The 25,932-nt window shown below is 59.1% G+C and carries 22 protein-coding genes; 5 read left to right on the top strand and 17 right to left on the bottom strand.

Going from position 1 to position 25,932, the window contains the following annotated elements:
• Positions 1–126: 126 nt before the first annotated feature.
• Positions 127–717 (bottom strand): hypothetical protein, encoded by a 591-nt coding sequence (locus EA473_RS10345; RefSeq protein ID WP_124195584.1) that lies wholly within the window; start codon positions 715–717, stop codon positions 127–129.
• Between the two features lie 185 nt (positions 718–902).
• On the opposite strand from EA473_RS10345, the gene EA473_RS10340 reads away from it, so the two are divergent.
• Entirely contained in the window at positions 903–1,742 is an 840-nt protein-coding gene (locus EA473_RS10340; protein ID WP_124195583.1) for an NAD-dependent epimerase/dehydratase family protein, read from the top strand.
• Between the two features lie 312 nt (positions 1,743–2,054).
• Here EA473_RS10340 and EA473_RS10335 read toward each other — a convergent pair whose 3' ends face one another.
• Positions 2,055–3,413, bottom strand: coding sequence for an orc1/cdc6 family replication initiation protein (locus tag EA473_RS10335; RefSeq protein ID WP_394341305.1), 1,359 nt, complete (start codon positions 3,411–3,413; stop codon positions 2,055–2,057).
• 1,205 nt (positions 3,414–4,618) lie between these two features.
• On the opposite strand from EA473_RS10335, the gene EA473_RS22260 reads away from it, so the two are divergent.
• Positions 4,619–4,771 (top strand): hypothetical protein, encoded by a 153-nt coding sequence (locus tag EA473_RS22260; protein WP_165875258.1) that lies wholly within the window; start codon positions 4,619–4,621, stop codon positions 4,769–4,771.
• A 70-nt stretch (positions 4,772–4,841) separates the two neighbouring features.
• Here EA473_RS22260 and EA473_RS10330 read toward each other — a convergent pair whose 3' ends face one another.
• The 10 genes from EA473_RS10330 to EA473_RS10285 all read right to left on the bottom strand — a co-directional run bounded on the left by EA473_RS10330 (position 4,842) and on the right by EA473_RS10285 (position 14,448).
• A complete protein-coding gene (locus EA473_RS10330) occupies positions 4,842–5,360 on the bottom strand; it encodes a YbhB/YbcL family Raf kinase inhibitor-like protein (RefSeq protein WP_124195582.1) in 519 nt (172 codons plus the stop codon).
• Positions 5,361–5,467: 107 nt separating this feature from the next.
• Positions 5,468–6,409 carry a dipicolinate synthase subunit DpsA gene (locus EA473_RS10325; protein ID WP_124195581.1) on the bottom strand — a complete coding sequence of 314 codons (942 nt, stop codon included), beginning with the start codon at positions 6,407–6,409 and terminating at the stop codon, positions 5,468–5,470.
• Positions 6,410–6,469: 60 nt separating this feature from the next.
• The gene (locus EA473_RS10320; protein ID WP_124195580.1) at positions 6,470–6,829 is read right to left on the bottom strand and encodes a VOC family protein; all 360 of its coding nucleotides are present in this window, start codon (positions 6,827–6,829) and stop codon (positions 6,470–6,472) included.
• Between the two features lie 2 nt (positions 6,830–6,831).
• Entirely contained in the window at positions 6,832–7,050 is a 219-nt protein-coding gene (locus EA473_RS10315; RefSeq protein ID WP_279387656.1) for a 2-hydroxymuconate tautomerase, read from the bottom strand.
• Positions 7,051–7,180: 130 nt separating this feature from the next.
• The gene (locus EA473_RS10310) at positions 7,181–8,404 is read right to left on the bottom strand and encodes an MFS transporter (RefSeq protein WP_124195578.1); all 1,224 of its coding nucleotides are present in this window, start codon (positions 8,402–8,404) and stop codon (positions 7,181–7,183) included.
• A 282-nt stretch (positions 8,405–8,686) separates the two neighbouring features.
• Complete coding sequence (locus EA473_RS10305; protein ID WP_124195577.1) at positions 8,687–9,529, bottom strand: ABC transporter permease; 843 nt, start codon at positions 9,527–9,529, stop codon at positions 8,687–8,689.
• 10 nt (positions 9,530–9,539) lie between these two features.
• On the bottom strand, positions 9,540–10,298 hold the full coding sequence (locus EA473_RS10300; protein ID WP_165875257.1) for an ABC transporter ATP-binding protein: 759 nt from the start codon (positions 10,296–10,298) through the stop codon (positions 9,540–9,542).
• On the bottom strand, positions 10,298–11,128 hold the full coding sequence (locus EA473_RS10295) for an ABC transporter permease (RefSeq protein WP_124195575.1): 831 nt from the start codon (positions 11,126–11,128) through the stop codon (positions 10,298–10,300). Before EA473_RS10295 ends, EA473_RS10300 begins: the two co-directional genes overlap by 1 nt.
• A gap of 16 nt (positions 11,129–11,144) precedes the next feature.
• Positions 11,145–12,167, bottom strand: a complete 1,023-nt coding sequence (locus EA473_RS10290) for an ABC transporter substrate-binding protein (protein WP_165875256.1) — start codon at positions 12,165–12,167, stop codon at positions 11,145–11,147.
• 1,522 nt (positions 12,168–13,689) lie between these two features.
• A complete protein-coding gene (locus tag EA473_RS10285) occupies positions 13,690–14,448 on the bottom strand; it encodes an IclR family transcriptional regulator (RefSeq protein WP_124195597.1) in 759 nt (252 codons plus the stop codon).
• A 956-nt stretch (positions 14,449–15,404) separates the two neighbouring features.
• On the opposite strand from EA473_RS10285, the gene EA473_RS10280 reads away from it, so the two are divergent.
• Complete coding sequence (locus tag EA473_RS10280; protein WP_124195573.1) at positions 15,405–16,175, top strand: IclR family transcriptional regulator; 771 nt, start codon at positions 15,405–15,407, stop codon at positions 16,173–16,175.
• Between the two features lie 101 nt (positions 16,176–16,276).
• On the opposite strand, the gene EA473_RS10275 is transcribed toward EA473_RS10280, so the two are convergent.
• Positions 16,277–16,654 (bottom strand): RidA family protein, encoded by a 378-nt coding sequence (locus EA473_RS10275; RefSeq protein ID WP_124195572.1) that lies wholly within the window; start codon positions 16,652–16,654, stop codon positions 16,277–16,279.
• 419 nt (positions 16,655–17,073) lie between these two features.
• Between EA473_RS10275 and EA473_RS10270 the strand changes: the two genes are divergently transcribed.
• Together EA473_RS10270 and EA473_RS10265 are read left to right on the top strand one after the other, a co-directional pair.
• Positions 17,074–18,087 (top strand): agmatinase family protein, encoded by a 1,014-nt coding sequence (locus EA473_RS10270; RefSeq protein ID WP_124195571.1) that lies wholly within the window; start codon positions 17,074–17,076, stop codon positions 18,085–18,087.
• Positions 18,088–18,186: 99 nt separating this feature from the next.
• The gene (locus EA473_RS10265; protein WP_165875255.1) at positions 18,187–18,657 is read left to right on the top strand and encodes a CoxG family protein; all 471 of its coding nucleotides are present in this window, start codon (positions 18,187–18,189) and stop codon (positions 18,655–18,657) included.
• 342 nt (positions 18,658–18,999) lie between these two features.
• On the opposite strand, the gene EA473_RS10260 is transcribed toward EA473_RS10265, so the two are convergent.
• The 4 genes from EA473_RS10260 to EA473_RS10245 all read right to left on the bottom strand — a co-directional run bounded on the left by EA473_RS10260 (position 19,000) and on the right by EA473_RS10245 (position 25,932).
• Positions 19,000–20,712, bottom strand: coding sequence for a hydantoinase B/oxoprolinase family protein (locus EA473_RS10260; RefSeq protein WP_124195569.1), 1,713 nt, complete (start codon positions 20,710–20,712; stop codon positions 19,000–19,002).
• Entirely contained in the window at positions 20,709–22,742 is a 2,034-nt protein-coding gene (locus EA473_RS10255) for a hydantoinase/oxoprolinase family protein (protein ID WP_124195568.1), read from the bottom strand. Before EA473_RS10255 ends, EA473_RS10260 begins: the two co-directional genes overlap by 4 nt.
• 251 nt (positions 22,743–22,993) lie before the next feature.
• Complete coding sequence (locus EA473_RS10250) at positions 22,994–25,432, bottom strand: xanthine dehydrogenase family protein molybdopterin-binding subunit (protein ID WP_124195567.1); 2,439 nt, start codon at positions 25,430–25,432, stop codon at positions 22,994–22,996.
• Positions 25,429–25,932 carry a (2Fe-2S)-binding protein gene (locus tag EA473_RS10245; RefSeq protein ID WP_124195566.1) on the bottom strand — a complete coding sequence of 168 codons (504 nt, stop codon included), beginning with the start codon at positions 25,930–25,932 and terminating at the stop codon, positions 25,429–25,431. Before EA473_RS10245 ends, EA473_RS10250 begins: the two co-directional genes overlap by 4 nt.

Raw genomic sequence — 25,932 nt, 5'->3', positions numbered from 1 at the left:
TTCGGACAGATACATACTGCCGGACAGAACTATTTGACGATCGGTCGCTTCCTTGCGGCCGTCTTCGACGTCGACGGCCACGAATTCGCGACCGACGTCTCACTGACTTCTGTCCGACGGTAACACTCAAAACGGCGCGTCCGGATTTCCGCGGCTTGGCCCCTCGCTTTGCATCGCCCGCTCCATGGGGTTCGATCCGACGTCTCCGTCGGGTTGGTGCTGGACGGAGCCGGTCTCGAGGTACGCCTCCTCGAGTTCCTCGAGTTGTTCGTTGATCGACTCGCTCTGGTGGTGCATCGGCGCGGTCCGAACGCGAACGAGGTCGTACTCGTGCTCTTCGGAGAGCCCGTTCCACGCGCGGAACGATCCGATGGTGAGAGTGTGTGCCTGGGGACAGAACGGCGTCGTCGGCGTGAACTCGGCCCGGAGGACGGACGAATCGTCCGTCGCTTCCGCGTAGCGGTATCCCGCACCCGGATGACGCGTATCGAGATTGAGCCGTGCCAGGTTGTAGTTGAACGTCATATCGTAGACTTTCCGCTCCTCGAAGAGGTCGCGGGTCCGCGTGTGGAACTCGGCGTGTTCGTCGTCCGTGAGGACGCGATGTGCCTCGAGGAACGGTCCGGGTTCCGGGAGGTGGTCCGGGACGAACTGGTCGTACTCGTCGAACAGTCCGCCCCCGTCGTCGCCCCCGAACGGCGATGAAAACGAAACCATACGTCGGGTTACGATCCGACCTGACCTATTATTGGTCCCGGAGATATTCGGCCGAACCCACAGCCGGGTCACGAGGAGTCGGTCTCTCTCACGCATAATTCGGCTCGAGGTCCGGCTCCGAGCGAGGTGGCACTCGATCCATGGATAGCCCCGAGAATTACCTCAGAGGGAGTACACCACCACGCATGGACGTACTGGTTACCGGATCCTACGGACGATGCGGGACGGCGCTCATCGACCACTTACACGGGACGGGCGGCTACGAGTTCACGTATCTCGATCGCTCCGATCCCGACGAGGACCACGAATACGGCGAGTACGAGACGGTCGTTGCCGACGTCGCGGACGAGGAGGCGGTCCGGGACGCAATGGACGGACAGGACGCCGTCGTCCACCTGGCTGGGTATCCACGGGTCGAAAGTAGTTTCGACGACGTCCTCGAGCCGAACGTCGTCGGGACGTACAACGTTCTCGAGGCGGCGCGTCGAGCCGAGGTCGAATCGGTCGTGTTCGCCTCGTCCAATCACGTCGTCGGCGGGTACGAGGCGAGTTTCGCGCCGGAAATCTACGAACCGGAGGCGGGAATCGTCGTCGACCACACGGACCCGGTCCGCCCGGACTCGTTTTACGGCGTTTCCAAGCGCTTCGGTGAAGACCTCGGACGGTTCTACGTGGAAAACTGCGAGTATCCAGAGCGGTTTTACGCCCTCCGGATCTGTAGTGTCCGCCACTCGGAGTACGATCACCCGTACGGCGATGCCGAAAGCGGGGTCGACGACGGGGAGTGGAGTCGTGACAGCGACGAGTACGAGGAGATGGTCGCGCGGATGAAGGCGATGTGGCAATCCAGACGCGACTTCGCCCACCAGGTCGAGTGTTGCTTACACGACCGATGCGTCGATTACGGTGTATTTTACGGCGTAAGCGACAACCGACGCCGGTGGTTCGACCTCGAACACGCCCGTGCGACGATCGGGTACGACCCGCAAGACGACGGGGAAGAGTGGGACGCACCGCCGGAGTGAAAGAGTGGGACGCACCGTTGGAGTGAGGGCGTGAGCCAGTTTCGGGGACGAGACGACGAACGACTACGCGGTCGACGGCGGACGATCGATGGCGCTCGAGGCGATCAGCAGTCGATACCTTTCGAGGCGATCAGCCGTCGGTGGATCCGATTTTCCACTGCGAACACTTCGATAGAGGGGTCCGTCGATGACTGATACGGATTGCTGTCACTGTGTATCGGAACGACCGGGTGCCATTCCGCGGTCGCTCCGGTACTGACTTGGAGTGAACTGTATGAGAGCAAAGACGATCCCGACAGAAGCGAAGCTACGTCAGGACTTCTGGCGAAGTCGGGATTTGACGACCGACTGGACCTCGCTCGAGGAGACCGAGTCGAGACGGGAGTCCTCCCGGAGCGTCTCGAGGATGGTCTCCGGTCGCTCGCCGAACTGAAACTCGAGGAACATTCCCGAACTCGGTCCGTGACTGCGGCGTTCGAAGTCGACCAGCGAGTATGTCGTGAGTTCTTTCATCTTGTTGACGTACGTCTCCTGGTGGTACTGATCCGCCCCGATCGTGTCGGTCAGGAACTCGTAGACGCGGTAGCCGGTCGTGCTTCGAGCCGTTCCGCCGTCGGTTTCACCGGCGACGGCCGCCGTGGCGTACAGACAGAGTTTTTTCTGGGTACTGATACCGCGAACGACCTCGAGAACGCGGTTCTTCTCGACTTTGTCCTGGGCCTGCCTGACGTGTATCTCGCGGACTCGTTCGTTCCCCTCTCGCTCCGCGAGTTCTCCGGCGACGCGCATCAGGTCGATCGCTTTTCGCGCGTCGCCGTGTGTCTGTGCGGCGAACGCAGCAGCCAGGGGGATGACGTCGTCGTCCAGTACGCCGTCGTAAAAGGCGTCCTGCCGTCGTCGGAGGATGGCTTGCAGTTGATTCGCATCGTAGTCGTCGAAGTGGACGTCTTCGGGCGTGAACGAACTCAACGCTCTGCTGCCGACCGACTCCATCATTTTCGTGTCGTTCGATATAGCGACAAGCGATATATGGGCGGTGAGGTCGTCGTTGGCTCCGGCGCGGGAAAGCTGATAGAGAAGGCGGGAGAACGCCGGTTCTTGTTTGTCTCGGCGTCCCACGAGCATGTCGAGTTCGTCGAGGACGAACACGATCGAATCGAAGTTCTCGTTTACGATTCGGTACAGTTCGTCCCACTTCTCTTTCGTTGCGACGCCGTGTTTCGGAACCTCGACGCCGACGCCGGCTTCCTCTGCAGCACGGCCGGCGAGTTCGTACACCGCAACGCCGAGTGTGTCGAGATCCTGGCAGTTGACCTCGATCGTTCCGAACCGGATGTTGCGGGACTCACAGATCTGGCTGATGTTCTTACAGACGGCTTTCGTGATGAGGGATTTCCCGGTCCCGGATGGTCCGTACAGAAAGAGGTTCGGCGGTCGGTTGTCCCCGAGCGCGACTCGGAGCATCTTCGTGACTTCCTGAAGCTGGTGGTCCCGACCGACGATCCGATCCTCCTTGACGATATAGTTCGGATCGAGCAGCGTCCGATCGCGAATCAACCCTTCCTGATCGTCGAACTCGAGGAGCATCTCCTCGATCGACTGGGAGTTGTCCCCGTGGCCGTCGAGAGCCGGTCTTCCGTCGGAGGACGAACTATCCGCTGTCGATGGCATCGACGATTCCGGCTCGGACGGTGTCTCACTCATCTGACCGAACTGCGGCGGCGGGACGTCCGATCGGCCGTCGCCGATCGACTCAGTTGCCTCGCTCGAGTTTTCCCCTTCGTTTTCCTCGGTAGGGCGCTCGTTCGAACGGCCCTCACTGGGTTTCTCAGTGGAGCGCTCGATCGGGTTTCCGCCCGCGGAGCGATCCGGAAGGTCGAGATCGGTGTACTGGTCCAGTGACCGTTCGTTACCGGACGAATCAGACGAAAAACTCGATTGTGTCGTACTCTCATCCTCCGAGTCCCTCTGTTCACCGCGAGAAATCTCGGAGTCGTCAGTACCCATAGTAGGGCCCACTCAGGGAGGGGTCAAAAAAGTTCCTCACCTCTATCGAAGTGAGATCCGTCACTTCAGTCGGTAAATAGAGACGAATCGGCGGTTTCGGTCGAATACGACCGATTCGGACGCTAAGCGGTGACGAAGTGTTAAAAGAACTAGTACCCTCCCAGGCGTCGACTGATGATCGAACTCCTGGGGAGGTATCCGATTTCGCTCAGCAGTTGACGGCTGGAACGGTGCTCCGACGGCTGGACCGGGACCAGCGAGAGAAGGGCTGTCCCTCGCCGGCGACACACCCCTGTATCGAAGTGTTCGAAGTGTTAGAGTGGGTGTGGATAAAAGGAGGACGAGGCGAGCGAGACGTCACCGACTGATAGATAGCAGGGAGTATATGGGCTAAAGCTGCGACTTTTGGGAGATCTGTACGGGAGATCGATCGACGACTAGCAGGCTGATCTGTCGTTTCAACGACCACACAATCCAGGTGGAGGCTGAACAGATCGAACACATCGATAGAGGTGTGTGTGTGAGTGTTCTAGCTAGAAGACTAGAAGAAGAGACATCGACCGACTCATCTGGACTCACTCGCATCGGGCTCAGCATCCCTATCGGAGCACATTCTTCCTGTTTCGACCTCGAGCCACTCTTTGAGGAACCGGTCGGTCGTTTCGACGTCGGGAATTACCCACCCGTTCTTGGGAGTTCGAACACATCGATAGGGGGGTGTCTGGGTCGGCCGAGTACGTGAATTGTACCGGGACATTTATGAAGGATCCGACAGCGGGGTTCGACTGGAACCTACATTCCCTCGGAGCTGGAAAACACTCCGATAGAGGTGTGTCCCGTTCACAGGGGGTGATGCGTTCGGTGGGTCGATGGAGCGTGTCCTGGCCAGTCACACTACGGTGATGGGCGAAACGAGTGACTCACTCCTCGAGGCTCCGGCGCGTTCGGTGCTGGCGTGGGATCGTGAGCGAGAGTGCAAGGAGTACGACCACTCTACCCCCTCCCAGTGCGTCGACCACTGAGCGAAATCGGACCACACCGGCTGGGGTCGCCTCTCAGTTCAGGTTTAGAACGCCGGAGAGTTCCGACAGGTTAGAACGCCGTTCCCTGTGATGGATCGTATTCGCCGACGATTTGTGTTGCAGCGAGGACCTCTCCTTCCATCAGACCTCTCAACTGGACGACCGCCTTTCGTGCTTCGGGTTCCAGGTCGAGTTCGGTGTCGAGTGCGACGAGTTTGAATCGGTAGCCGTGAGTGCCGTCCGGGGGCGAGGGCCCGTTGTACTCGTCCTGAACGAAGTCGTTGTAACCCACGGTTGCTTCGTCGCTCGACGGATTCCAACCCCGGGGAATCGTTTCGATGTCTGGATCGATGTTCCAGACCAACCAGTGATCGTACGTGAAGCCGACTGCCCCCCGTGCGTCTGGATCGTCACAGATGAGGATTAACGATTCGGCTTCCTTGGGGACGTTTTCGATCCGGAGCTCCGGGTTTTCGTCTTCGTTTACGAATCCGACGTAATCCGGCATCCGCTCCCCGTCGTCGAAATCAGGTGCTTCTATCGAGAGGTCTCCGAGCTGTTCGATATCGGGATCCAGTAACGATGTCATGTGTGCTGATCGCCGACTCTACAATCTTAGTCATCGCTGATAAACCTGTGCGAACCCCCTAATATCGTCGGAGAATAAACGGCAGGTGGACGAATTGCTAGGGAAGCCTACGCCGAGTCCGATCGGCCCAATTCTTCTAACACCATACGTCTGATGCCTTGCCACTGGCTTCGACCGGCGGTCTTCGGTGCACGTCCACCGAGACCTCGGGCTAGCGTCGCTTCGATACCGAGCTCTTCGGCGGCGTCGAAATCGGTTCCGCCGGGAACGCTAGCCAGGTCGACGATCACACAATCCCGTCGCATCTGCTCGAGGACGTCCCGCGACAGCAACTCGACCGGGACCGTGTTGAAGACGATCTGTGCATCGGAGAGCACCTCTTCCATGTGATCGAGGTGGACGGGCTGTGCGCCGATCTCCCGTGCACGGGCGAGTTGTGCAGGATCTCGTGCGAGGACCGTCGTGTTTGCGCCCAGCGCGACCGACGTCTGAGCCATCGTGAATCCCATTCGACCGAATCCGACGACGACGGTGTCCGACTTGTGGATCGAGACGTTCGTATCTTCGATCGCGATCTTGATCGCTCCTTCGGCAATAGTCGGCGCTCGCAGGAGCATGAGTTCGTCGTCGTCGCCGTACTCGATGACGTTGAAACCGTTTTCTTCCGCCGACGCGTCGATCCCGTCCGTACTGGTGCCGATAAACAGCGCACCGCCCTCCTTGATGTGATCGAACGCGGATTGGTAGATCTCACCGTCCCATCCCGGCGTGTAGATTTCGCCGTCCTCCGTGATGTAGACGACCGTGGTCAACACGATATCCGCACCGTCGATGGCCTCCTCGGCGGTCTCGGCCTGTGGGTGGCCCATAATCTCTTCTGCTTCCGGCAGACAGCCACAGGCACGAACCTCGGCCCCGTCGGCTTGTAGGCCCCGAATATACTCGAGTTCGCGACCGTCGCCCCCGATAACTGCCGCAGTGATATCGCTCAGGGTATCTGTCTCTTTGAATCCGTCACCACCAATCCCGTCGTCGTCTGGTCTATACATAGGTACTCACTCGAGTTCGAACTACGTGTATTCTGTGGTTGGTTCCGTTCATGAACGTACTCAGTCGTGACACTCGATCCGGTTGCCGTCCGGATCGAAGAAGTAGACGGACGTACCGTAAATCGTCTCTTTCGGTCCGTCGTCGATCTCGACGTCGTGTTCACGCAAGGACTCGACCAGTCCGTCGATATCCGAGATTTCGAACGCGATGTGTTCTACTGCCTGGCCCGAGTCGGCGCGTTCGTCCGGGAGCTCAGTGAGCCCCATCCCGACGTGGAGTTTGACGAGCGGCCGGCCGTCTCCGAAGTCGGTGCGCTCGGTCACGTCGAAGCCGACGATTTCGGAGTAAAACTCAACCGTCCGTTCGAGGTCCGACGCCTGCAGGAGCAGGTGTGATACCTGTTCCTCGTTCTCAGACATGGTTAGTCCTCGCGATGGATGCCGAGGAGTCCATCTCGACCCCAGTTTTCTTTCGGCACGTCGTGGATAATGACGTGCAACGTTTCCGGCGTCGCGTCGACGTGCTCGACCATCGCATCCGTAATGTCCTCTACCAGTTCTTGCTTTTGTTCATCCGAACGACCCTCGTACATCTCAACAGTTACAACAGGCATTGTTAGTCCTCTTTCTCCGTTTTTAATACTGCATTGGTGTTGTTGCAGTATTGGGATATAAAATTTTGGATGTCGCGGACAACGCCAGCAAGAGTGACGTTACTCGCCGTTTGACGTCGCACCCATTTTCGTCTCTCTCGGCGCCGAAGCCCGCTCGTCACTCGGTACCGCGACCTCGTGCCACGAGCGTGACCGCTAGCATACTGCCACAGAGAGCGATCCCCGCTAGAACGAGAAAGACGGCGAAGACCGAGGCGTACGTGAGACCGACGCCGACGATCGCCGCACCGAGCGCTCCGATACCGAAGATACTGAGGTACGTGTATCCGAAGGAGAGCCCCCGCGAGTTCGCTCGAGAGTACTTTGCGATCGTCGCCTGCGTGAGCGGTTGCATCGCAAACAGTGCGAACCCGAGAAGGATGCTCACGAGCGCGAGCGTCGCGAGGCCCACCTGGGCTGCCGGAACGAACAGTACCCCGATGACCGCAAGCGTCGCCAACATAACGGCGATGCCGCGTTCCGGTGGAATTCTGTCGGTGAGTTTCCCACCGACGTACTGGCCGACGATACCGACGGTCAACAGGCCGACGTAGACGTACTGTGCAACGTCGAACTCGTCGGCGAACGGGCTCTCGGGGTCGAAAATACCGAACCGAACCTCGCCCAGGAGTACCACGAGAAAGTCATCGAGTATCTCCGGCAGGAACGTAAGCGTTCCGCGATAGTACAGACCGTTGGAGATGACGACGAGGAAAACGAGTGTGAACCCGATCGTGAATATTCGTCGTGATTCGCGGACGAACTCCGAAAGGGAGTGAATCCCGGATTCACCGTTTCCGTCACCGGCGTCAACGTTCGCGGTCTCGTCAAATTCGGTCACTGTTCCGACAACTGCGACGATCAGTGCCGGGACGGCGAGCACCACGACGACGATCCGCCAGTCGAACACGAGTAACAACAGTGCCGTAACGAGCGGCCCGAAAGCGATACCGACGTTACCGGCCATTCCGTGGTAGGCGAACGCCGTTCCCCTGACGTCGCGTCGTACACCGTTGCTGATCAGTGCGAGTCCAGCCGGGTGATAGACGCTGGCAGCGATACCCCAGACGCCGAGTGCGACCGTCACGAGGAGTATATGTGGCGAGATGCTCAACAGGAGAAACGATGTCCCCATTCCGAAGAGACACCCGACGATCAGTAGACGGGATCCGTATCGGTCGACGAGCACACCGCCGGGGAGCGCGCCGACACCGAATAGCGCGTATCCGACCGTAACGACGAGACCGAGTACTGCGGCCGTAACGGAGAACTCGAGCAACCAGATCGTCATCAGAATCGGGATCGAGAGTTCGTACGTGTGGACCAGACCGTGGCTGGCCATTACGAACCCCGTGATAGACCGATCGTTCGCGTTCACGCGCCTTCCTCCAGACCGACGGTCGGTGGCGAGAAAACCGTTCTCTGTGGATACACTCGCGATCGGACGGGGTCGGGCCGATCCCTCTCCATATCCTGACTTGTTCCACTGTCGAAGTATAGGTTCCGGTCGCCGAGTGCGCCTGCGATGACTGACAGTAACGCGTATGACTTCTCACGGATTGTCGGTTCGACGTACAGCGGCGCGGCGAAAATCGCCCAAAACGGCCACAGAAGACGAAATTCGTCACCCTCTCCAGCGGAAGAGGTACTCCTCGAGTGGCTTCAAGACGGCGTACTCGATGATGAGCACGACCGCGACGAAAAGCATCAGATACCCGAGCATAACGACGAGCTCTCCCATCTGGAAGTAATATCGGAACATCGCACCGAAGCCGTTTTCGATTCCGAACACTTCGGCCAGGATGACGATTTTCCACACCATTCCGAGGATGTATCGGTAGCTACCGAACAGATACGGCAACAGGTGTGGAATGTAGATGTGGCGCCAGACCATCGCCGTCGAGGCGTCGAACGAGTGTGCCATCGTAATCAGATCGACGTCGATGTCCTTTGCACCCTGCCACATGTTGATGATACCGAACGGCGTCGCCGCGATGACCGTTGCGAAGATCACCGCTCGCTCGCCGAAATTGAACCAGATCATCGACAGCAGGATGATGACGACGGTCGGGACCGTCATCGCGAACGGCAAGACGTTCGAGAGCCCCTCTTCGAACGATTTGTTGGTCGTCATCAGGACGCCGAAAACCGTTGCTATCGAGAGTGCGATCACGCTCACCACGATCGCACGAACGAACGTGTACCGGAGGTGATCGAGCGCCGTCAACCCTCTGAAATCGGGTGTAGTTGCGAGCAGATACGTCTGTTCGAACGTTGCCATCGGGGTCGGCAGGGTCATCGGATCGCTGACGTACATGGCTGCCAGTTGCCACAGTACGATCATTCCGAGCAACGGCAACACGATCTGATGGATCTGCTTTCGAACTCGCTGTGAGATGTTCACGAGGATCGACCGAGCGGTAACGTCGGTCAACCGATCGAGGCTGGTGATTGATTTGGCACTCATACTCTCATCACTACTGGATCGCGGTCATGTGATCGAAGAACGTCTCCATGAGCTCCGCTTCCGTTTCTAGCAGCTCTGGATCGTCCGGTTCACGTGGCCGCTCGTGGGTGATCTCGGCTCGATTGAATATCTGTCCTCGCGTGTCGAAAAAGAAGACCCTGTCGGAGAGGAAGACGGCTTCGCTTACGTCGTGGGTAACGAATATGATGGTTTTATCCGTTTCTTGCCACAGTTCGAGTACGTCTTCACGGAGTTGCCTCGCCGTGAGTTCGTCGAGGGAGCTAAACGGTTCGTCCATGAGCAGGATCGATGGATCGACCGAGAGGGCGCGGGCGATTCCGACGCGCTGGCGCATTCCGCCCGACAGTCGAAGCGGGTAGTTGTCCCGTTCGTTTTCGAGGCCGACCATCTCGAGCGTGCTGGTAATCCTCTCTTCGTGTTCGGCTTCCGGAATCCCCTGTGCTTTCAGGGCGAACTTGATGTTTTCGCCGACCGTTCGCCAGTTTAACACCCGCGATTCCTGGAAGATGTATGCGCTCGGAAGATCCGCCGGCGAAACCGCCGAGCCTTGGTACCAGATTTCACCGCTGTCGACGGGAAGAATCCCGGCGAGCATGTTCAGGAACGTCGATTTTCCACAGCCCGACGGGCCCATGATCGAGACGAACTCGCCGTCGTTGACGTCGAATGATATATCGTCCAGTACGACGAACTCGTTGCCGTTTTCCTCAGTGAACGTCTTGCGAATGTTTTCGAATTTCAGTGACATTATCCTGATTGCACCTCCGAGGTGACGTCGTCGAGTTCCGGACGCCATTCGAAGTAGTTATTTTCTACACGTTTTAGCACACGCTCGATACCGAACATCAACAGCATAATCGGGACCGACCACGCGATGATCATGTCCGCGCGCACTGCCTCGTAGTAGATGTTGATGACGTAGCCGATACCGGACGACGCCCCGAAGATCTCCGCGACCAGCGAGAGCTTCCACGAGAGCGCGATCGCGAGTCGTCCCGACGAGAACAGAAACGGCATCAGAAACGGGATATAGATGTGTCGCCACTTCATCGCGGTGGAGGCGTCGAACGCGTCCGCCATCTCGAGCAGGTCGTGGTCGATCGATTCTGCTCCCTTCCAGACGTTGACGATGACGTAGGGAGCGACGATGACGACGATCACGAACACCATCACGAGGTAGGTCGTGAGTCCGAACCACATGACGGCGATAAAGGCCCAGACCACGGATGGGAACGTCAACACGACCATCACGGGTGTGGTCATGTATCGTTCGATGACGCCATATCCCATCGCAATGCCGACTGTCACCCCGATGACCATCGTAATGACGAACGCGATACCGATACGTTGGAACGTTATCCAGGCGTGCTCGGGGAAGTAGTACCGATCTCCACCGCTTACGACGGTGAACGTGAGTTCGGCGAGCTGTACCAGTCCGGGCAGGTCTCGGGGGGAAAACGACATCGCTGCGATCTCCCAGATAACCAGAAACCCGATGAGGGTCAGGATCGTCGGATTGAATATTGCAGTTACTATTCGCTGGCGGGGGCTTCCTCCAGCCAAATCATAAGTACTCATTGTTATCTGCGAGTAATTACTCGATCTCGTCGTGGGTGATAAATGCGTCACGGCCGGTGAAACCGGTTATGCCACCGACGTCTTCGACGACTTCGAGCATCTCAATGTTCGATTCGATGAGACTTTCGCTCCACTCGAGCGGGAATATCTCTTCGTTGTCGACCAGTTCCTGGATAACCGCGATTTCTTCTTCCTCGTCCAGGTCGACGCCGCTGATCGCTCCGTAATTCTGAATTGCGGTGTCGAATTCGTCTCTAAATATCTCGACTGCCTCGACCCATCCGTCCCAGAAGTTGAGGACGGCTTCCGGGTTCGACTCGAGGAATTCGTCGAACACTGCGTACAGCGTCACTTGTCCGGGATGACCTGTTCGGTCTTGCCATTCGTCGACGGGATAGAAAATCGAGCGCATGTTGTCGTCAGCGAGCGCGCTGACGGTGTATCCCGTGAACATAAGCGCCGCATCGATTTCGCCATCCTCGAGGAAACTGTACAACGAGGCTGATGAGGAGTCGACGACTTCAGCAGGATCGTTCTCCAGGTCGAAATCGTACATCTCGTCCCACATGCCCATGAACGTCCGCGTCGTTCCAGAACCGAGTCCCGCGACGCCGAGAACTTGACCTTCCAGGTCGGGGACGGATTCGATATCGGAATCGTCTCGGACGAAGACGTGGTTGATCTCGTTCATGTGGGGTGCGAATATACTAATGGGCACGTCTTCGTATATGTTCTCCGCGAGGCTGAGCCCGGAGTTTTGTCCCACACCGACGTTCAAATCGCCGGAAAATCCACGAACGTACTGACCAAAGCCCGTCACTTCGTACGAGATATTTATTCCCCGGTCGCTCCACACGTTGTGGTCGCGCCCGTAGAAGTGGGGGAGGTTGTACATGGCAGCCTCCGGCAAGAGGATGTGGATGTCGACAGGTTCGTCGGTACCGCCGTTTTCATCGTCGGTCCCATCGTCGGTTCCGTCGTCTACCCCATCGTCATCCCCGTTGACACCGTTTCCGTTACCGTTGTCTTCTTCCCCCATACACCCTGCTAACCCGGCCGCGACGGCTGCTCCACTGCCAGCGACGAACTGCCGTCTGGTTTGCGAATAGTCCTCTGGCCTGCCAATAACAAACATGGTTCGGGCTAACGATACGCTCCCACTGTAATATAACTTCCGCTCAAACGGATCCAACCGGTCAATAACACAACGAATCAATAGTTTCATCTTGTATATGTCCCCAAGGTGGATAGAAATAGTGTGGGTTTTGCCTGTCTGTATACACACACTGCCGTCTGAGGTGCGAGTGACACGGTAGCTTGTGGTATTCTTCGGTACCGACTCGAGACCCGGTCAAACGGAGAACTGACGGATCTGGTTTCAGGCGACTGTTTTCCTGAATACACCCCACCGGAGTCCAATCGACGTTCGTAGAGGTGATGGTTTCACAGCCTAGGGAAAGATCAGATGAACTTCGAGATTGTTCCAAATAATACTGCACTACACCAATATTCCTCTAAGCGATTAAAATATATGTGGACTTATCCATGCCTGAGTTCGAACTACTTCATATCACAGGATATTATCGTTAAAAACCAACTGAAATAATATCCACTCTGGGGAACGAAATTCGGATGCGGTCGGCACACGTCGAACACGTCTCTTCGAGTGACACCTGTTGTCAAACCACTATTCTCTTTTTGATTTCGACATTCGCTCGAACCTCACGCGGTAATCGGCTCACTCTTGACAGTATAGCACTCGGGTCGATGCGTATTAGATCATAAGAGGAATGTGCGGTTCGGAGTGGGCGCGGTTCGGAGTGAGCGACGCGAGCGAGAACCGCGGACCGGCGAACGAAGAGGACCGACCCGCGAGCAGAACGAAGTGAGCGAGTACCGTGACTGTGCGATCAGCGCGTGAATAGAGTCGGCATAGAAACTACGTACTCACCGTTCGCTCGAGGAGCCTGTATCGGGCGTGCTGGCCGTCAATACGTTCCAAATTGCGTATTCGTGGTCACCGTCGACTCTCGCTAGAGTCGGTCAGATGAATTTCGTCAGTGACACTGAGACCGCACCCGGGTGCGGTCCAACTGATGCAATAGTATAGACCGTATCAGGGGGCGTATCGTAGATGAGCAGTGTTTTCTTTCGACGAACCAGGATACAACGCTGAAAACCGACCCTCGGAATCACCGGTTGGCGGGGATGCTCCCCATCAGATTTCACATCGTCACTGACCGGATCTCGGTACAACCGACGACTGCTCCCGTTCGTCAACGAGTAACGTGGTTTTGATTCGCTAAACTCGTCTCCGTTTGGTCATTTTCCTTTCGTAACGGGGGGTCCCGTGAAATCGCTCTCTCCTCGAGTTCGGTATGATCGACAGCCATCATATTTTCCTATGGTGGGTAACGATATGTCCTGGCGTTTACGTAACCTGTGAATCTGACGGTACGAACGGGGTGAGAGAGCAGTCGATACAACTGTACTTCTTTGCGAATTAATTACAAGAGTACGTATGTAATGTATGGCCGGTACGTCGACGGGTGGAACGGTACTCAGGACTCGGCCTCGAGTTCGGCTTCCAACTCTCTGACGAACGGGCGAAGTTGTTTTGCAACTTCTTCGGGGTCGGAAAGTCGATACTGCGGGCCGGAGATGTCCAGTGACCCGAACACGGTGCCGTCCGGGTTGTTGACGACCATCGCGACTGAATAGAGCCCCTCCAGTTCCTCCTGTCGGTTAACCGCAAACCCTTGCTCGCGAATTTCCTCGAGTTCCTCGAACAGCTCCTCGAGTTCGGTGATCGTATTTTCGGTGTGCTGTGGGAGTCCCCGCTTTTCGACGATATCTTTGACCCGCTGTTTCGGAAATTCGGCGAGCATTGCTTTTCCGCTAGCTGAACTATGCATATAAAAGTATCTTCCAACCTGGAACCCGGTGCTAGATGCGGTGGGGGTTTCGTCGAAGAGGATGATAGACCGGCCGTGTTCTTCGACGGCGAAGCTCACTTCCTCGCTGACCTGATTTGCCAGTTCGAACGCTTTCTCCTTTGCTAGCTCGTAGCGGTCATCACGTCTGCGAGCACTTTCGCCGAGATAGAACAGTTTCAGGCCCAGTTGGTACTTTCCATCGTTGCGGGAAAGATACTCCGTTTCTTCCAACGTTTGTAGATGGGTATGAACTGTGCTGGTCGCTAGCCCAGTGTGTTCTGCGAGTTCCGAGAGCGTCGCTCCTCCGAGCTCGTCTATCGCTTCGAGTACAAGAAACGACGTGATAGTGGTTTTCCGAGTTGCCTTGCTCTCATTTCCGTCCATGGGAAGAACGTAGTGGACCAATACTATAAAATCACGTGGTTCACGTATTTCTATAGTAACAACTGAAACGACTGATACACCGATCGCTTGATTCGCGGTTCTCGCTCGCTCACGGGTCGTTCCCCTCTGACTCGTTGGCTCTTTTCGATCGGGGTGAACCTCCCCCGGAGAAGTGACTGATTTCGTCTCCTGTCTGTCGCTGCTGATTCAACCGGGCCTGATCAACAGTTATGTCGAGAAATTGCTATCGTAATCATTTGTTGGGATTTGTGCAGTGATTCGCTGGTGTCGTACTATCGATAGGATCCCGTTTGAATAGATAACACGTCTACAGGACGATCGCAGCCCGTTCGGTAATATAGAACGCTCCTCGGCTGGCGATTGCTCCGTTCCGTTCGCGTCTCTGGGGGTTCGAACGTTGACACGTCGATACGTCGACAAATCGACTCTCCAGAACTGGCTATTGATCCGTGGATCTGCAATCGACTACAGTTCGCGTCGGCGGGAACGAATCGCAGTCGCCTCCTATTGGGTCCAATCGCTTGCGCTCGGTTTCGCTTCCAGCTACCGCCTCACAGAATCGTTGTCGCGATTTACCGGTGGTTCCAGCGCCCGGCCCAGTTGTGCCGCTAGCGATGTCCATCGGGGGTCTCGGTCCGGGGGGAACTCACTGAAGGGTGTACGTGAAAACGGATCGTCGTGACCCGCCTCGAGTGCCGTTTCCAGTAATTCTGATACACATTCCCACATTCGGTCGGATCGATTACGAGTGCGTATGTAGTTCCAATACATCCGTACAGCTGTAATCCATACGGAATCTGCCCAGAGAGCCCGTGTACTCCTGTGTGTATTGGTACCATCTCTTGTTCGATATTATCGAACACACGGGGCTTAATTTCGAGTGGAATACGACCGATACAACGGAAAGCATTATCAACATCGTCCTTCATCTACAAATGATAACTAACACCATGTCGAAAAACGGCATCAAGTCGGCTACGAAGGCGTTCGAGATTATAGAACAAATTGCCGAACTCGACGGTGCGACCGTAACCGAACTGGCGACACACGTCGATTTGGCAAAGAGTACGGTACATGGCTACCTCGTGTCGATGGAAGAGGCGGGGTATCTGGTGAAAGAAAACGGCGAATACGATCTCAGTCTGCAGTTTCTGGAACACGGCACGTACAAACGCCAGCAGTATATGCCCTCGGAGGTCGTCAGAGGTCCGTTGAAGCATCTGGCCGAAAGTACCGCCGAAATCGCCTGGTATTCGGTGGCCGAACACGGTCTTTCGGTCGACATCTACAAGTCCGAGGGGGAACACGCTATCTCCGTCGAAAGTTGGCTGGGCCAGCCAAGGCCGATGCACGCGCTGGCTTCCGGAAAAATTCTCCTGGCACACATGCCCGACGAACGTATCGACGAAATCGTCCAAATGCACGGCCTCGAGGCCAGAACGCCGAACACGATAACGACGCGTGAGAGGCTGGACTCGGAACTCGAGAAGGTTCGGACGGAGGGGGTTGCGTTCAACGACGAGGAGTACCGGAAACGAATTCGGAGTGTCGGCGTCCCGGTCGTCTACCAGGGGACCGTGATCGGCGCTCTGACGGTATCCGGTCCAGCAAAGCGCATCCGGGGCGATACGTTTACCGAGGAGCTACCCGACGAGATTCTGGCAACGGCAAACGAGATCGAGCTCAGGTTACAGCGATTCTGGTAATTCGTTCCTGTTCGATATTGTCGAACGGGGGTGTGGTTCTGGTAGCGTGGACCACTCCCTGCGGACGTGTTACTCGGTGTCTTCGGCTCGAATCGAACGAATCACTCGAGGGAGGCGATCATGACGAGTTCCATGTTGGCTCCCTCGGGGAGGTTGGCGACTTCGATGACGTCTCTCGCTGGATACTCTCCATCGAAGTATTCCGCGTACGCTTCGTCCATCTCCTCGAAGTCGTCGATATCCGAGAAGTACGCGGTCACGCGAACGACGTCGTCGAAGGTTGCGCCCGCTTCCCGAAGGATCGCTTCCAGATTCTCCATGATCTGGTGAGTCTGTTCGGTTACGTTCCCGTCGATCATCTCTCCGTCTGGAGTTACGGGAACCTGGCCGGCGGTAAACACGAACCCTTGACTGGTCGCCGCGTGGGAATAGGCCTGTTCTTCAGGAGGGGCATTTGGACTAGAATACGTCTTTTGCATCGGTCTATCTATTGAGTAACTCTGTATATATTCTTTGTGTTTGGGAAAATATATCCGTTTCGACGCTCTCGAGTGCGACCCGCACGTCCGGATATTGCGATAGAGGTTGATACGGACTGCTGTCAGTCATTATCGGGGCGACCGCGGGACGGCGCCCGGTCTCAGGTACACAGTGACAGCAATCCGTATGAGTCGGTGTCCACAATTATCGTAGCCACTCCGAGCGGTGAACGCAGTGGCCCGTGAGCTGTGCGATCGGTGCAGTTGGTACTATACCGTCCTGGTTTCTCGGTGAGAGTGCGTCCCGTCCCTGCTCGCCCGCAACTCTTCGTTTTCCTCCCAATCCAGCGAGCGCCCGTGGGGAGGGGTGCACTCGAGGACATAGATTTTAGTACTCATGTTAACGAGTATCGAATGTTATGGCCGAAGAACCACCATACACGTCGGCGCTACTGGACGCAGGAGTCGCGTCGTTTATGGGTGCAGATCAGGTCGACCCGTTCGACGAAGACGAGCTGGAAGCAGCCGATATCGACGTCGGTATCGCAGGGTTCCCCTGGGATAGCACCTGTATCAGCCGAACCGGGACGAATCGGGGGCCGCGGGCGATCCGCGATGCGAGTACGCAGACGCGGTATTATCACTTCGAATACGATACCGATCTCCGGGATCACTACACGATAACCGACTGTGGCGACGTTCCGGTGATTCCGGGCAACGCGGCGGAGAGTTTACGTCGTGGGACCGAACTGTTGAGCAACGTCATCGGGGCGGGGGCGATTCCGGTCATGCTCGGTGGCGATCATACCACGACCGTCTCCGGCGTCCGGGCACTGGCTGAACACGCCGACGATCCGGCGCTCGTGCTCATCGACACGCACTTCGATACCGCCCAGGAGATCGCGGGCGAACGCTACAACCACTGCTGTCCGCTCGCTCGCGCGATCGACGAGGCGGACTTCGATCCGGAGAACATCTCGATTATCGGCCTGACGGGGCCGACCAACCCGCGTCACGAACTCGAGTTCTCGCTGGAGCAGGGGATCAACCTCTACACGCTCGACGAGGTCGTTCAGCGCGGGGCCGTGCCGGTCGCAGAGGACGCGGTCGAGGCAGCCACCGAGGGTAGCGATGCCGTCTACCTCACCGTCGATATCGACGTCCTCGACGCCGGTGCTGCCCCTGGAACCGGCGTGCCGACGAACGGTGGACTGCTCTCGCGTGAACTCCTACAGATTCTGGCCGTCGTCGCGAGCAACGGGATCGACGCGATGGACGTCGTGGAGACGTCACCGCAACTCGATCCTGCAGGCGTCACCCCACGGATGGCCGTCAGAACCGTCGTCGACTGTCTGGCGGCGAACGCGCTCGAGGAACCGAACGCGATCGGGATGGGAACGCGAGCGACCGCGAACTGCTCGCCGGACGACTGATACGGTCGATCGTCCCGATTTGTCGGCGAGATCGCGGACTGACTTCTCCGGCGGAGCAGCACGCAAGATATAATGCCCTCGGGCCGAACGAAGTAGATGATGCAGTTTCAAGACGAGGTAGTCATCGAAACCGATGCAGAGACGACCTGGGAACTGGTTTCCGACCCCGAAGTGCTGGTCGAGTCGGTACCCGGTGCGAAGGAAGTGACGCGCGTTTCCGACGACGAGTACAAGGGGACGATCGAACGCGGGATCGCTGGGATCACCGTGGCCCTCGAGGGCGAGGTTGCCATGACGGAACTCAATCCACCGTCACACCTGACCGCAGAGGCAAGCGGTGAAGACTCCAACACGGGGAGTCGGCTCGACGCGGACGCGGAGATGGACATGACCGACGAGGGCGATTCGACGACCCTGGCTTACGAGATCGACATGGAGTTCACCGGTCGACTCGCGACGGTCGGTTCCCGCCTGCTCAAGCGGATGATTCGCAAGGACATCAACACGTTCTTCGAGAACATTAAAAACCGAGCCGAAGAAGCCGAAGCACAGGCGACCGTCGAGGACTAAGACGATGGCCTGTATCACCGGTCCCCAGCGCATCGCCTGGGCTCGATGACGACCTCACGCTGATCCTTCCCGAATATTCGACTGCTGTGCTCTCGAGAGCGGTACCTAAAGCGTCACTGCCTGTCCCAGGCGCCCGTAGCGGTAACCGGTCTTTCCGGGCGCCAGTCCGTTCGGCGACCGCGAGGTGTAGTGTAGTAGCCACTGACCGTCGATGTACGCCTGCTCTCACGGTAGCTGTGCGATCAGTGTGTACACAGCCCCAGTCGTCACTGCAGGGCCTGGTCTCGAGTGGTGAGCGTGGCGTTTCGGACGGTTCGTTCGGGAGGTGGACGGCTCTGGGCGTTACTCCCGCCGCGCTTTCGTCGCGTCCCGGTCGATCTCCAGTTCTTCGGTGACGACGACGCCGTACTCCTCGCGTGCTCCCTCTCGGGAGACGTAACCGTCGACCACGTCCGCGAGTACGCGCTCGGGGTCGCGCTCGTAGGGATCGCCGTATCCCCCTCCGCCGGCCGACTGGTTCGAAAGCGCCTCGCCGGGCTGGAACGTCTCACGCATCATCCCCGTCCTGCGCTCGCGGTCGGTACCGGGATAGAGGACGACGGCGTTTTTCGCTCCCGGCTTCCCCCCGTCGAGTCCCCAGCCGTCGGTTTCGGTCTTTTGGATGATCGATAGCGCACCGATCTCGTCGGTAAACCGGAAATCGCGGCGGATACCGAGTCCGCCGCGGTTGCGTCCGGGTCCCCCGGAGTCCTGTCTGAGCGACAGGCGATCGATTTCGACCGGCGCTTTGTTCTCCAGAACCTCGATCGGGATGTTCTGGACCATCGTCTCGCTTATGTGCATCAGCGCCGACTCGCCGTCGCGTTCGGCGGTCGCCCCCCAGCCGACGCCCTGGTTAGTCGCCTCGACGATCTGCTTGCCGGTCTCGGGGTGTTCGCCGTAGATCGTGACCGAGAGGATGTCGCCGCCGGAACTGGCGGGGATCCGCTCGGGCATCCCTTTCGCGAGCGCCTTGTAGACCACGTCGACGGCCAACATCGCCGGCCAGACGGCGAACGTCGGGGCGGGATACGACGGATTGTAGAGGTTGTCTTCGGGGACCTCGACGGTAAGCGGCGCGTAGTGTCCCGCGTTCGACTCCTCGTCGGGGGTCGTAATCGTCTTCAGACAGAGTCGGGCGACCGTCCGCGTCATCCCGATTGGGACGTTAAACGGGGCGTCGATCTGGTCTGACGATCCCGCGAAATCGACGATCATCTCGTCGCCGTCGATCGTCACGGTCGTCTCGATCCGAAGCAGTTCGTCGTCGTCGACCGCCCCGTCGGCGTAGTCGACGGCGCTCCAGGTTCCGTCGGGAAGCTCCTCGACGGCGTCGTGGGCACTCTGTTCGCCGTACTCGAGGATGCGGTCGATGCTCGCCTCGACCGTCTCGGACCCGTACCGTTCGTAGAGTTCCTGAAACCGTTTCGTCCCGGTTCTCAGCGCGGCGACCTGTGCGTTGATGTCGCCGATGACTTTGTCCGGAACGCGGGTGTTGAACCGGAGCAGGTCGCGTATCTCTTCGTCGAGTTCTCCGGCCTCGTAGAGTTTCGTCCCGGGGAACAACAGCCCTTCCTGGTGAACGTCGGTTGAATCGAGGACGTACCCCGGATCCTTCTGGCCCATGTCGAGCAGGTGGGCCCGGCTCACGGCGTACCCTTTCAGTTCCGACGCGACGAAGATCGGCATGATGACACAGACGTCGAGCGTGTGGCCCGAACTCCAGTAAGGGTAGTTCATGATGACGACGTCCCCTTCTTCGAAGTTGTCCTCGCCGACGTGCTCGACGCCCTTCTCGAGGCTGTAATCGTTCGCGCCGAGAAACAGCGTCAGTCCCGGGGAGTCGGCCACGAGGTTGAGATCGGCGTCGTAAAGCGACAGCCCGAAATCCTTGATCTCGTAGATGATCGTGTTGTATGCGGTTCGAATCAACGTCCGTTGCATCTCGCTCGCCGCGGACGTGAGGTAGTTGCGGATCACTTCGACCGTCGCCGGATCGACATCGGTCTCCGTCATCGCCCGTCACCTCCGTCGACAACGATGTTTCCGAACTCGTCGAGTACGGCGGTCTGGTCGGAGTGGACGACAGTGGTCGTCGTCGGTTGTTCGACGACCGCCGGCCCCGAAACCGTCTCGCCCGGGGCGAGTCGAGAGCGCTCGTAGACGTCGAATCCGATCATTTCCCCGGCCGCGAAGCAGTACGCATCGCGACGGTCGACGGGCTCGGCGTCCGGTTCGGGGGCGTCGGGGGTCTCGAGGGTCGGTTTGTCGTTCCTCCCGGTCGCGCGAACCCGCAGGCTGACCACTTCGGCGGGGTCGTCCATCGTGTGTCCGTAGCGATCGCGGTGGACGCGCTCGAAGCGTTCGCTCAATTCGCTCGGGCCGACGACGCCGTCGGCCGGCACGTCGACGGTGTGTTCCTGGCCGAAGTAGCGCATTTCGAGGGTACGCTCGAGACGACCGTCCTCGCGATCGAATCCTTCCCTCTCGAGGGCGTCCAGCGCCTCCGCCTCGAGCGTCTCGAACTTCGAGTCGAGCACGCTCTCCTCGAGTTCGTCGACGACTTCGATGTACATCTCCGAGACGTCGTAGACGACGTCCGCCATCAACATTCCCCACGCGGAAAACACGGAAGGTGCGCGGGGAACCATCACCTCGGGAATGTCGAGTTCGCGAGCGAACAGCGCACCGAGAAGCGGTCCCGCGCCGCCGAACGGTGCGAGCGTAAACTCTCGCGGGTCGAGGCCGCGCTCGACGGTAATCTCCCGAATGGCACCGACGGCTTTCGCGGTCGTCACCTCGAGTACTCCCGTCGCCGCTTCCCGAACCGACGTCCCGAGTGGGTCTGCGAGTTCGCGTTCGATTCCGTCGACTGCGCTCGAGGCGTCGAGGCGCATCTCGCCGCCTAGAAGCCCGTCGGGATTGATGTACCCGAGCGCGAGTGCGGCGTCGGTCACCGTCGGCCGGTCGCCACCGCGGTCGTAACAGATCGGCCCGGGGTCTGCGCCCGCCGAGTTCGGCCCGACCTTCAACAGCCCGCTGTCGACCCAGGCGATGGAGCCGCCGCCCGCACCGATGGTCCGGATGTCGTAGACCGGAATCATCATCGGCAGGTGTTCGAGGCCGGCCTCGTACTGGATTGCCGGCGTCCCGTCTTCGATGACGCAGGCGTCGGTGCTGGTTCCCCCGATGTCGACGGCGATGAGGTTCGATCGACCGGTTGCATCACCGACGGCCGATGCGCCGATGATACCGCCGGCGGGACCGGACAGGATCGTCTGGACCGGCGTCCGCGTCGCGCTGGCAGCCGAGAGCGTCCCGCCGCCGGAGCGGGTGACGTAAAACGCCTCGTCGAACCCCCTCTCTCCCAACCTGCGGTCGAGTTCGTCGACGTAGTTCTCGAATATCGGCTTGATGTAGGCGTCGAACACGGCGGTACTCGTCCGTTCGTACTCGCGGTACTCGGCGGCGATATCGCTCGAGATCGAGACCGACACGTCGGGATAGGCCTCGCGAACCAGTTCCGCCGCACGCCGTTCGTGGGACTGGTTCCGGTAGGCGTGCAGGAAACACACGGCGATCGACTCGGCTCCTCGCTCTTCGACGAGATCGCGTGCCGCCTCGACGACCGCTTGCTCGTCGAGGGGTTCGGTGACCTCGCCGTCGACGTCGATACGCCCGGGAACGCCCTTTCGGCGACGACGGGGCACGAGGGGATCGGGTTTCCGGTAGTGAAGGTCGTACATCGACCCCGGCTCGAGGTTCGTTCGCCCGATCTCGTACACGTCGCGAAAGCCCTCGTTCGTGATGATTCCCGTGGTCGCTCCCTCCCGTTCGAGAAACGCGTTCAGGCCGAGGGTCGTTCCGTGGACGAACGCTTCGACGGCCTCGAGGTCGAGGTCCAGTTGGTCTATGGAGTCCATGACACCTTCCGTCGGGTCGCTTGGTGTCGTCGACGTCTTTTCGATCTCGAGTTCACCCGATACCCGGTCGAACGTTATCGCGTCGACGAAGGTACCGCCGATGTCGACTGCTAGGCGTTTCATATGTTCCCAAGAGATGTTGGCCCAGAGACTAATACTTTTCTCGAGGAGCGATGTTTCTCGTGGGGTGATAGTCGTCTCCGGACGTCGATACACGCTGATCACCGTCGAGAAATTGATTGCCGTCGATACACGCTGACCGTCATCGAGACACTGACTGCCGTCGGCACACTGATCGCTCGAGACCGCGTGATCGGCGTGAAAACCGTACCAGGGCGAACCGTCGAGGAAACGGGGAGGGAACTCTCTTCGCTTCAGATCTCTCGTAATCCGGCCTCGTCGAGCGCCGGCAACACGTAGTGTGGTGCGAGGGGCAACTCCGTAAACCGGATACCGGTCGCGTCGTAGACCGCGTTGGCCAGCGCCGCAGGCGTCGGAACGAGTGGACACTCGCCGACGCCTTTCTGCCCGTGGGAGGTCGTCGGATCGGGGTTTTCCAGTTCCTCGATTTTGGTGACCAGGGGGACGTCGGCGGCGGTCGGGAGGTGGTAGTCGATCATCGATCCGTTCATCAGGTTTCCGTTCCGGTCGTAGACGTACTCCTCGTAGAGCGCTTCGCCGAGTCCCTGGATGATCGCGCCCTGGACCTGTCCTTCGACCAGCGTCGGGTTGATGACGTTTCCGACGTCTTCGCAGATGGCAACGTCGACGACGTCGATTTCCCCAGTACCGGGGTCGACGTCGACGACGATCGCAAGCGCGCCGAACGTGTAGCTGTGTGCGACGTTCCCGCGTCCGGTCTCGGGGTCGACGAACTCGACTTCCTGGCTCTGGTACTTGCCGCGACCGACCAGCGAGATACCACCGCGAAGTTCCTCTGGCCGTTCCGCTTCCGTGCCGAGGGTCTCGGGGTTCCCGAGCATGGCGACGTTGGCAAGCTCGTCCAGTTCCATCCCCGTTTCGGGGTCATCGGCGACGAACGCCCGTCCGCCTTCGAGTCGGAGGTCGTCGGGATCGACCTCGAGCATGTGTCCGGCCACCGCCTTCAGGGTGTCCGCGAGTTCCTCGGCAGCGCGTGCAGCGGCGCTGCCGCCGATGATGGTTCCGCGGTCGGCCCAGACGCCGAGCCCCTCTGGGGTCGCGTCGGTGTCACCGCGGACCGCATCGACGCGGTCGATGGGAACGCCGAGCGTGTCCGCGACCATCTGGTTGATGCCGGTCTCCGTTCCCTGTCCGATGCTCGCGATGGCGGTCAACACCGTCACGTCACCGTGGCGGTTCATCTTCACCACCGCCTCGTCGAAGTCACCACCCGAAGCGGACTTGTTGCCGCCGCGTTTCATGATGGTCCCCATCCCGACGCCCCGGAGCTTCCCGTCGCGGGTCTTGCTGCCACCGCGGTGTTCGTCCCAGTTGATCATCTCGCGGGTCTTCTCGAGACACGTTATCTGGTCGGCGTTGCGCCAGATGTGGCCCGCGTCCGAGCGCATCGGCATGTCCTCCTGTCGCGGGGAGTTCTGCAAGCGCAACTCGACGGCGTCCATACCGATCTCCTCGGCCGCCATTTCGATGAGTTGCTCGCGCATGAACGTGACCTGCGGATCCCCGAACCCGCGGACCGCCGTCGTCGGCATCTCGTTGGTGTAGACGACCTTCGTCCGCCAGTGCTGGTTCGGGATCAGGTACGGCCCCTGCCCACAGTTGGCCGAGGAGTAGGCGACCGCGACGCCGTAGGCCGCGGCGGCACCCGTGTTCTGTAACAGATCGACGTCCAGGCCGACGATGTCGCCGTCTTCGGTGACGCCGATTTTCCCCTCGAGCGTCTCGGGAGCACGACCCCGCCCGGCGGTAAACTCCTCGAGACGGTCGAGGACGTGTTTGACCGGCCGCTGGGTGGCCTTCGACAGCAGGACCGAACAGATTTCGAACGGATACGGGTCGAGTTTGATGCCGAAGCCGCCGCCGACGTCCGGCAGTTTGCAGGTAATGTCTCGTTGTTCGAACTCCGTTAGCACCTCCGAGAGTTCGACCGACAGCAGGTGTGGCATCTGCGTCGAGGAGACGAGTTCGACCTTCCCGGTCGCCGGGTTGTAGTCGGCGATACACCCGTGGGGCTCCATCGGTGCGGGCGTGGTTTTGTTCGTGTCGAACGTCTCTTCGACGACGACGTCCGCATCTGCCAGCGGATCCTCGTAGTTGCCGACCTCAACCTGGCCGGTCCAGGCGACGTTACCGTCGGTGTCGTTCTCGGGATCCGCGTCGAGGTCGGGGTGGACCAGCGGGGCGTCGTCCTCGAGGGCTTCCTCGACGGTCGTCACCGTGTCGAGTCGCTCGTACTCGACGTCGACGAGGTCGGCGGCGTCCTGTGCGGTGTCTCGGTCGTCCGCCACGACGACGGCGATCTCCTGCCCGGCGTATGTGACCCGATCGGAGGCCAGTACCTCCTCGTCGTTGAGCATGTAGCCGAACGGCTCGTTCACCTGGTCGGCGATGTCGTCGTGTGTCCAGACGAGTTCGACGCCCGGCTGTGCTTCGGCTTCGCTCGTGTCCACGTCGAGAACTTTCGCGTGGCTGAACTGGCTGCGGACGAAGTAGGCGTGGAGCATGTCGGGTCGCTGGATGTCGTCGACGTACCGACCGTGACCGGAGACGAACCGGCTCCCGTCGTAGCTGTTGACGCGTTCGCCGACCCATTCGGTCGAACGATCCTCGCTCGCCGTCTCCTGTTTTCCACGCTGTTGCTGTTTGCTCATTTCCCATCACCGTCCATCCGGGCCGCGGCTTCCTGGACGCTTTCGATGATCTTCGTGTAGCCGGTACACCGGCAGATGTTCCCCGTGAGGTGGCTGCGGATCTCCTCGACGCTCGGGTCCGGATTGTCTTCGAGAAGCGCCACGACGTTCGTCACGAACCCGGGCGTACAGTAGCCACACTGGCTCCCGTGGCAGTCCCAGAACGCCTGCTGAACGGGGTGGAGGTCCTCGCCGTCGGCGAGGCCCTCGACGGTCGTAACGGTAGCACCGTCTACCTGCGCGGCGAGCATGTTACACGATTTGACTGGATCGCCGTCGACCAGCACCGTACAGGCACCACACTTTGCCGTCTCGCAGCCGCGGTGGGTGCCGGTGAGATATTCGTGGTTCCGGAGGAACGCCGACAGCAGCGTTCCGGCCGGAACCGTCTGTTCCACTTCGGTCCCGTTGAGCGTCGTCTCGACGGTAACCCGTTCGCTCGGTTTGGTTTCCGTACTCAT

The sequence above is a fragment of the Natrarchaeobius chitinivorans genome, assembly GCF_003841505.1.
In the GTDB taxonomy this organism is placed as follows: Archaea; Halobacteriota; Halobacteria; order Halobacteriales; family Natrialbaceae; genus Natrarchaeobius; species Natrarchaeobius chitinivorans.
The sequence above is the reverse complement of the archived record's forward strand: the minus strand, read 5'-3'. Positions and strand labels throughout refer to the sequence as shown.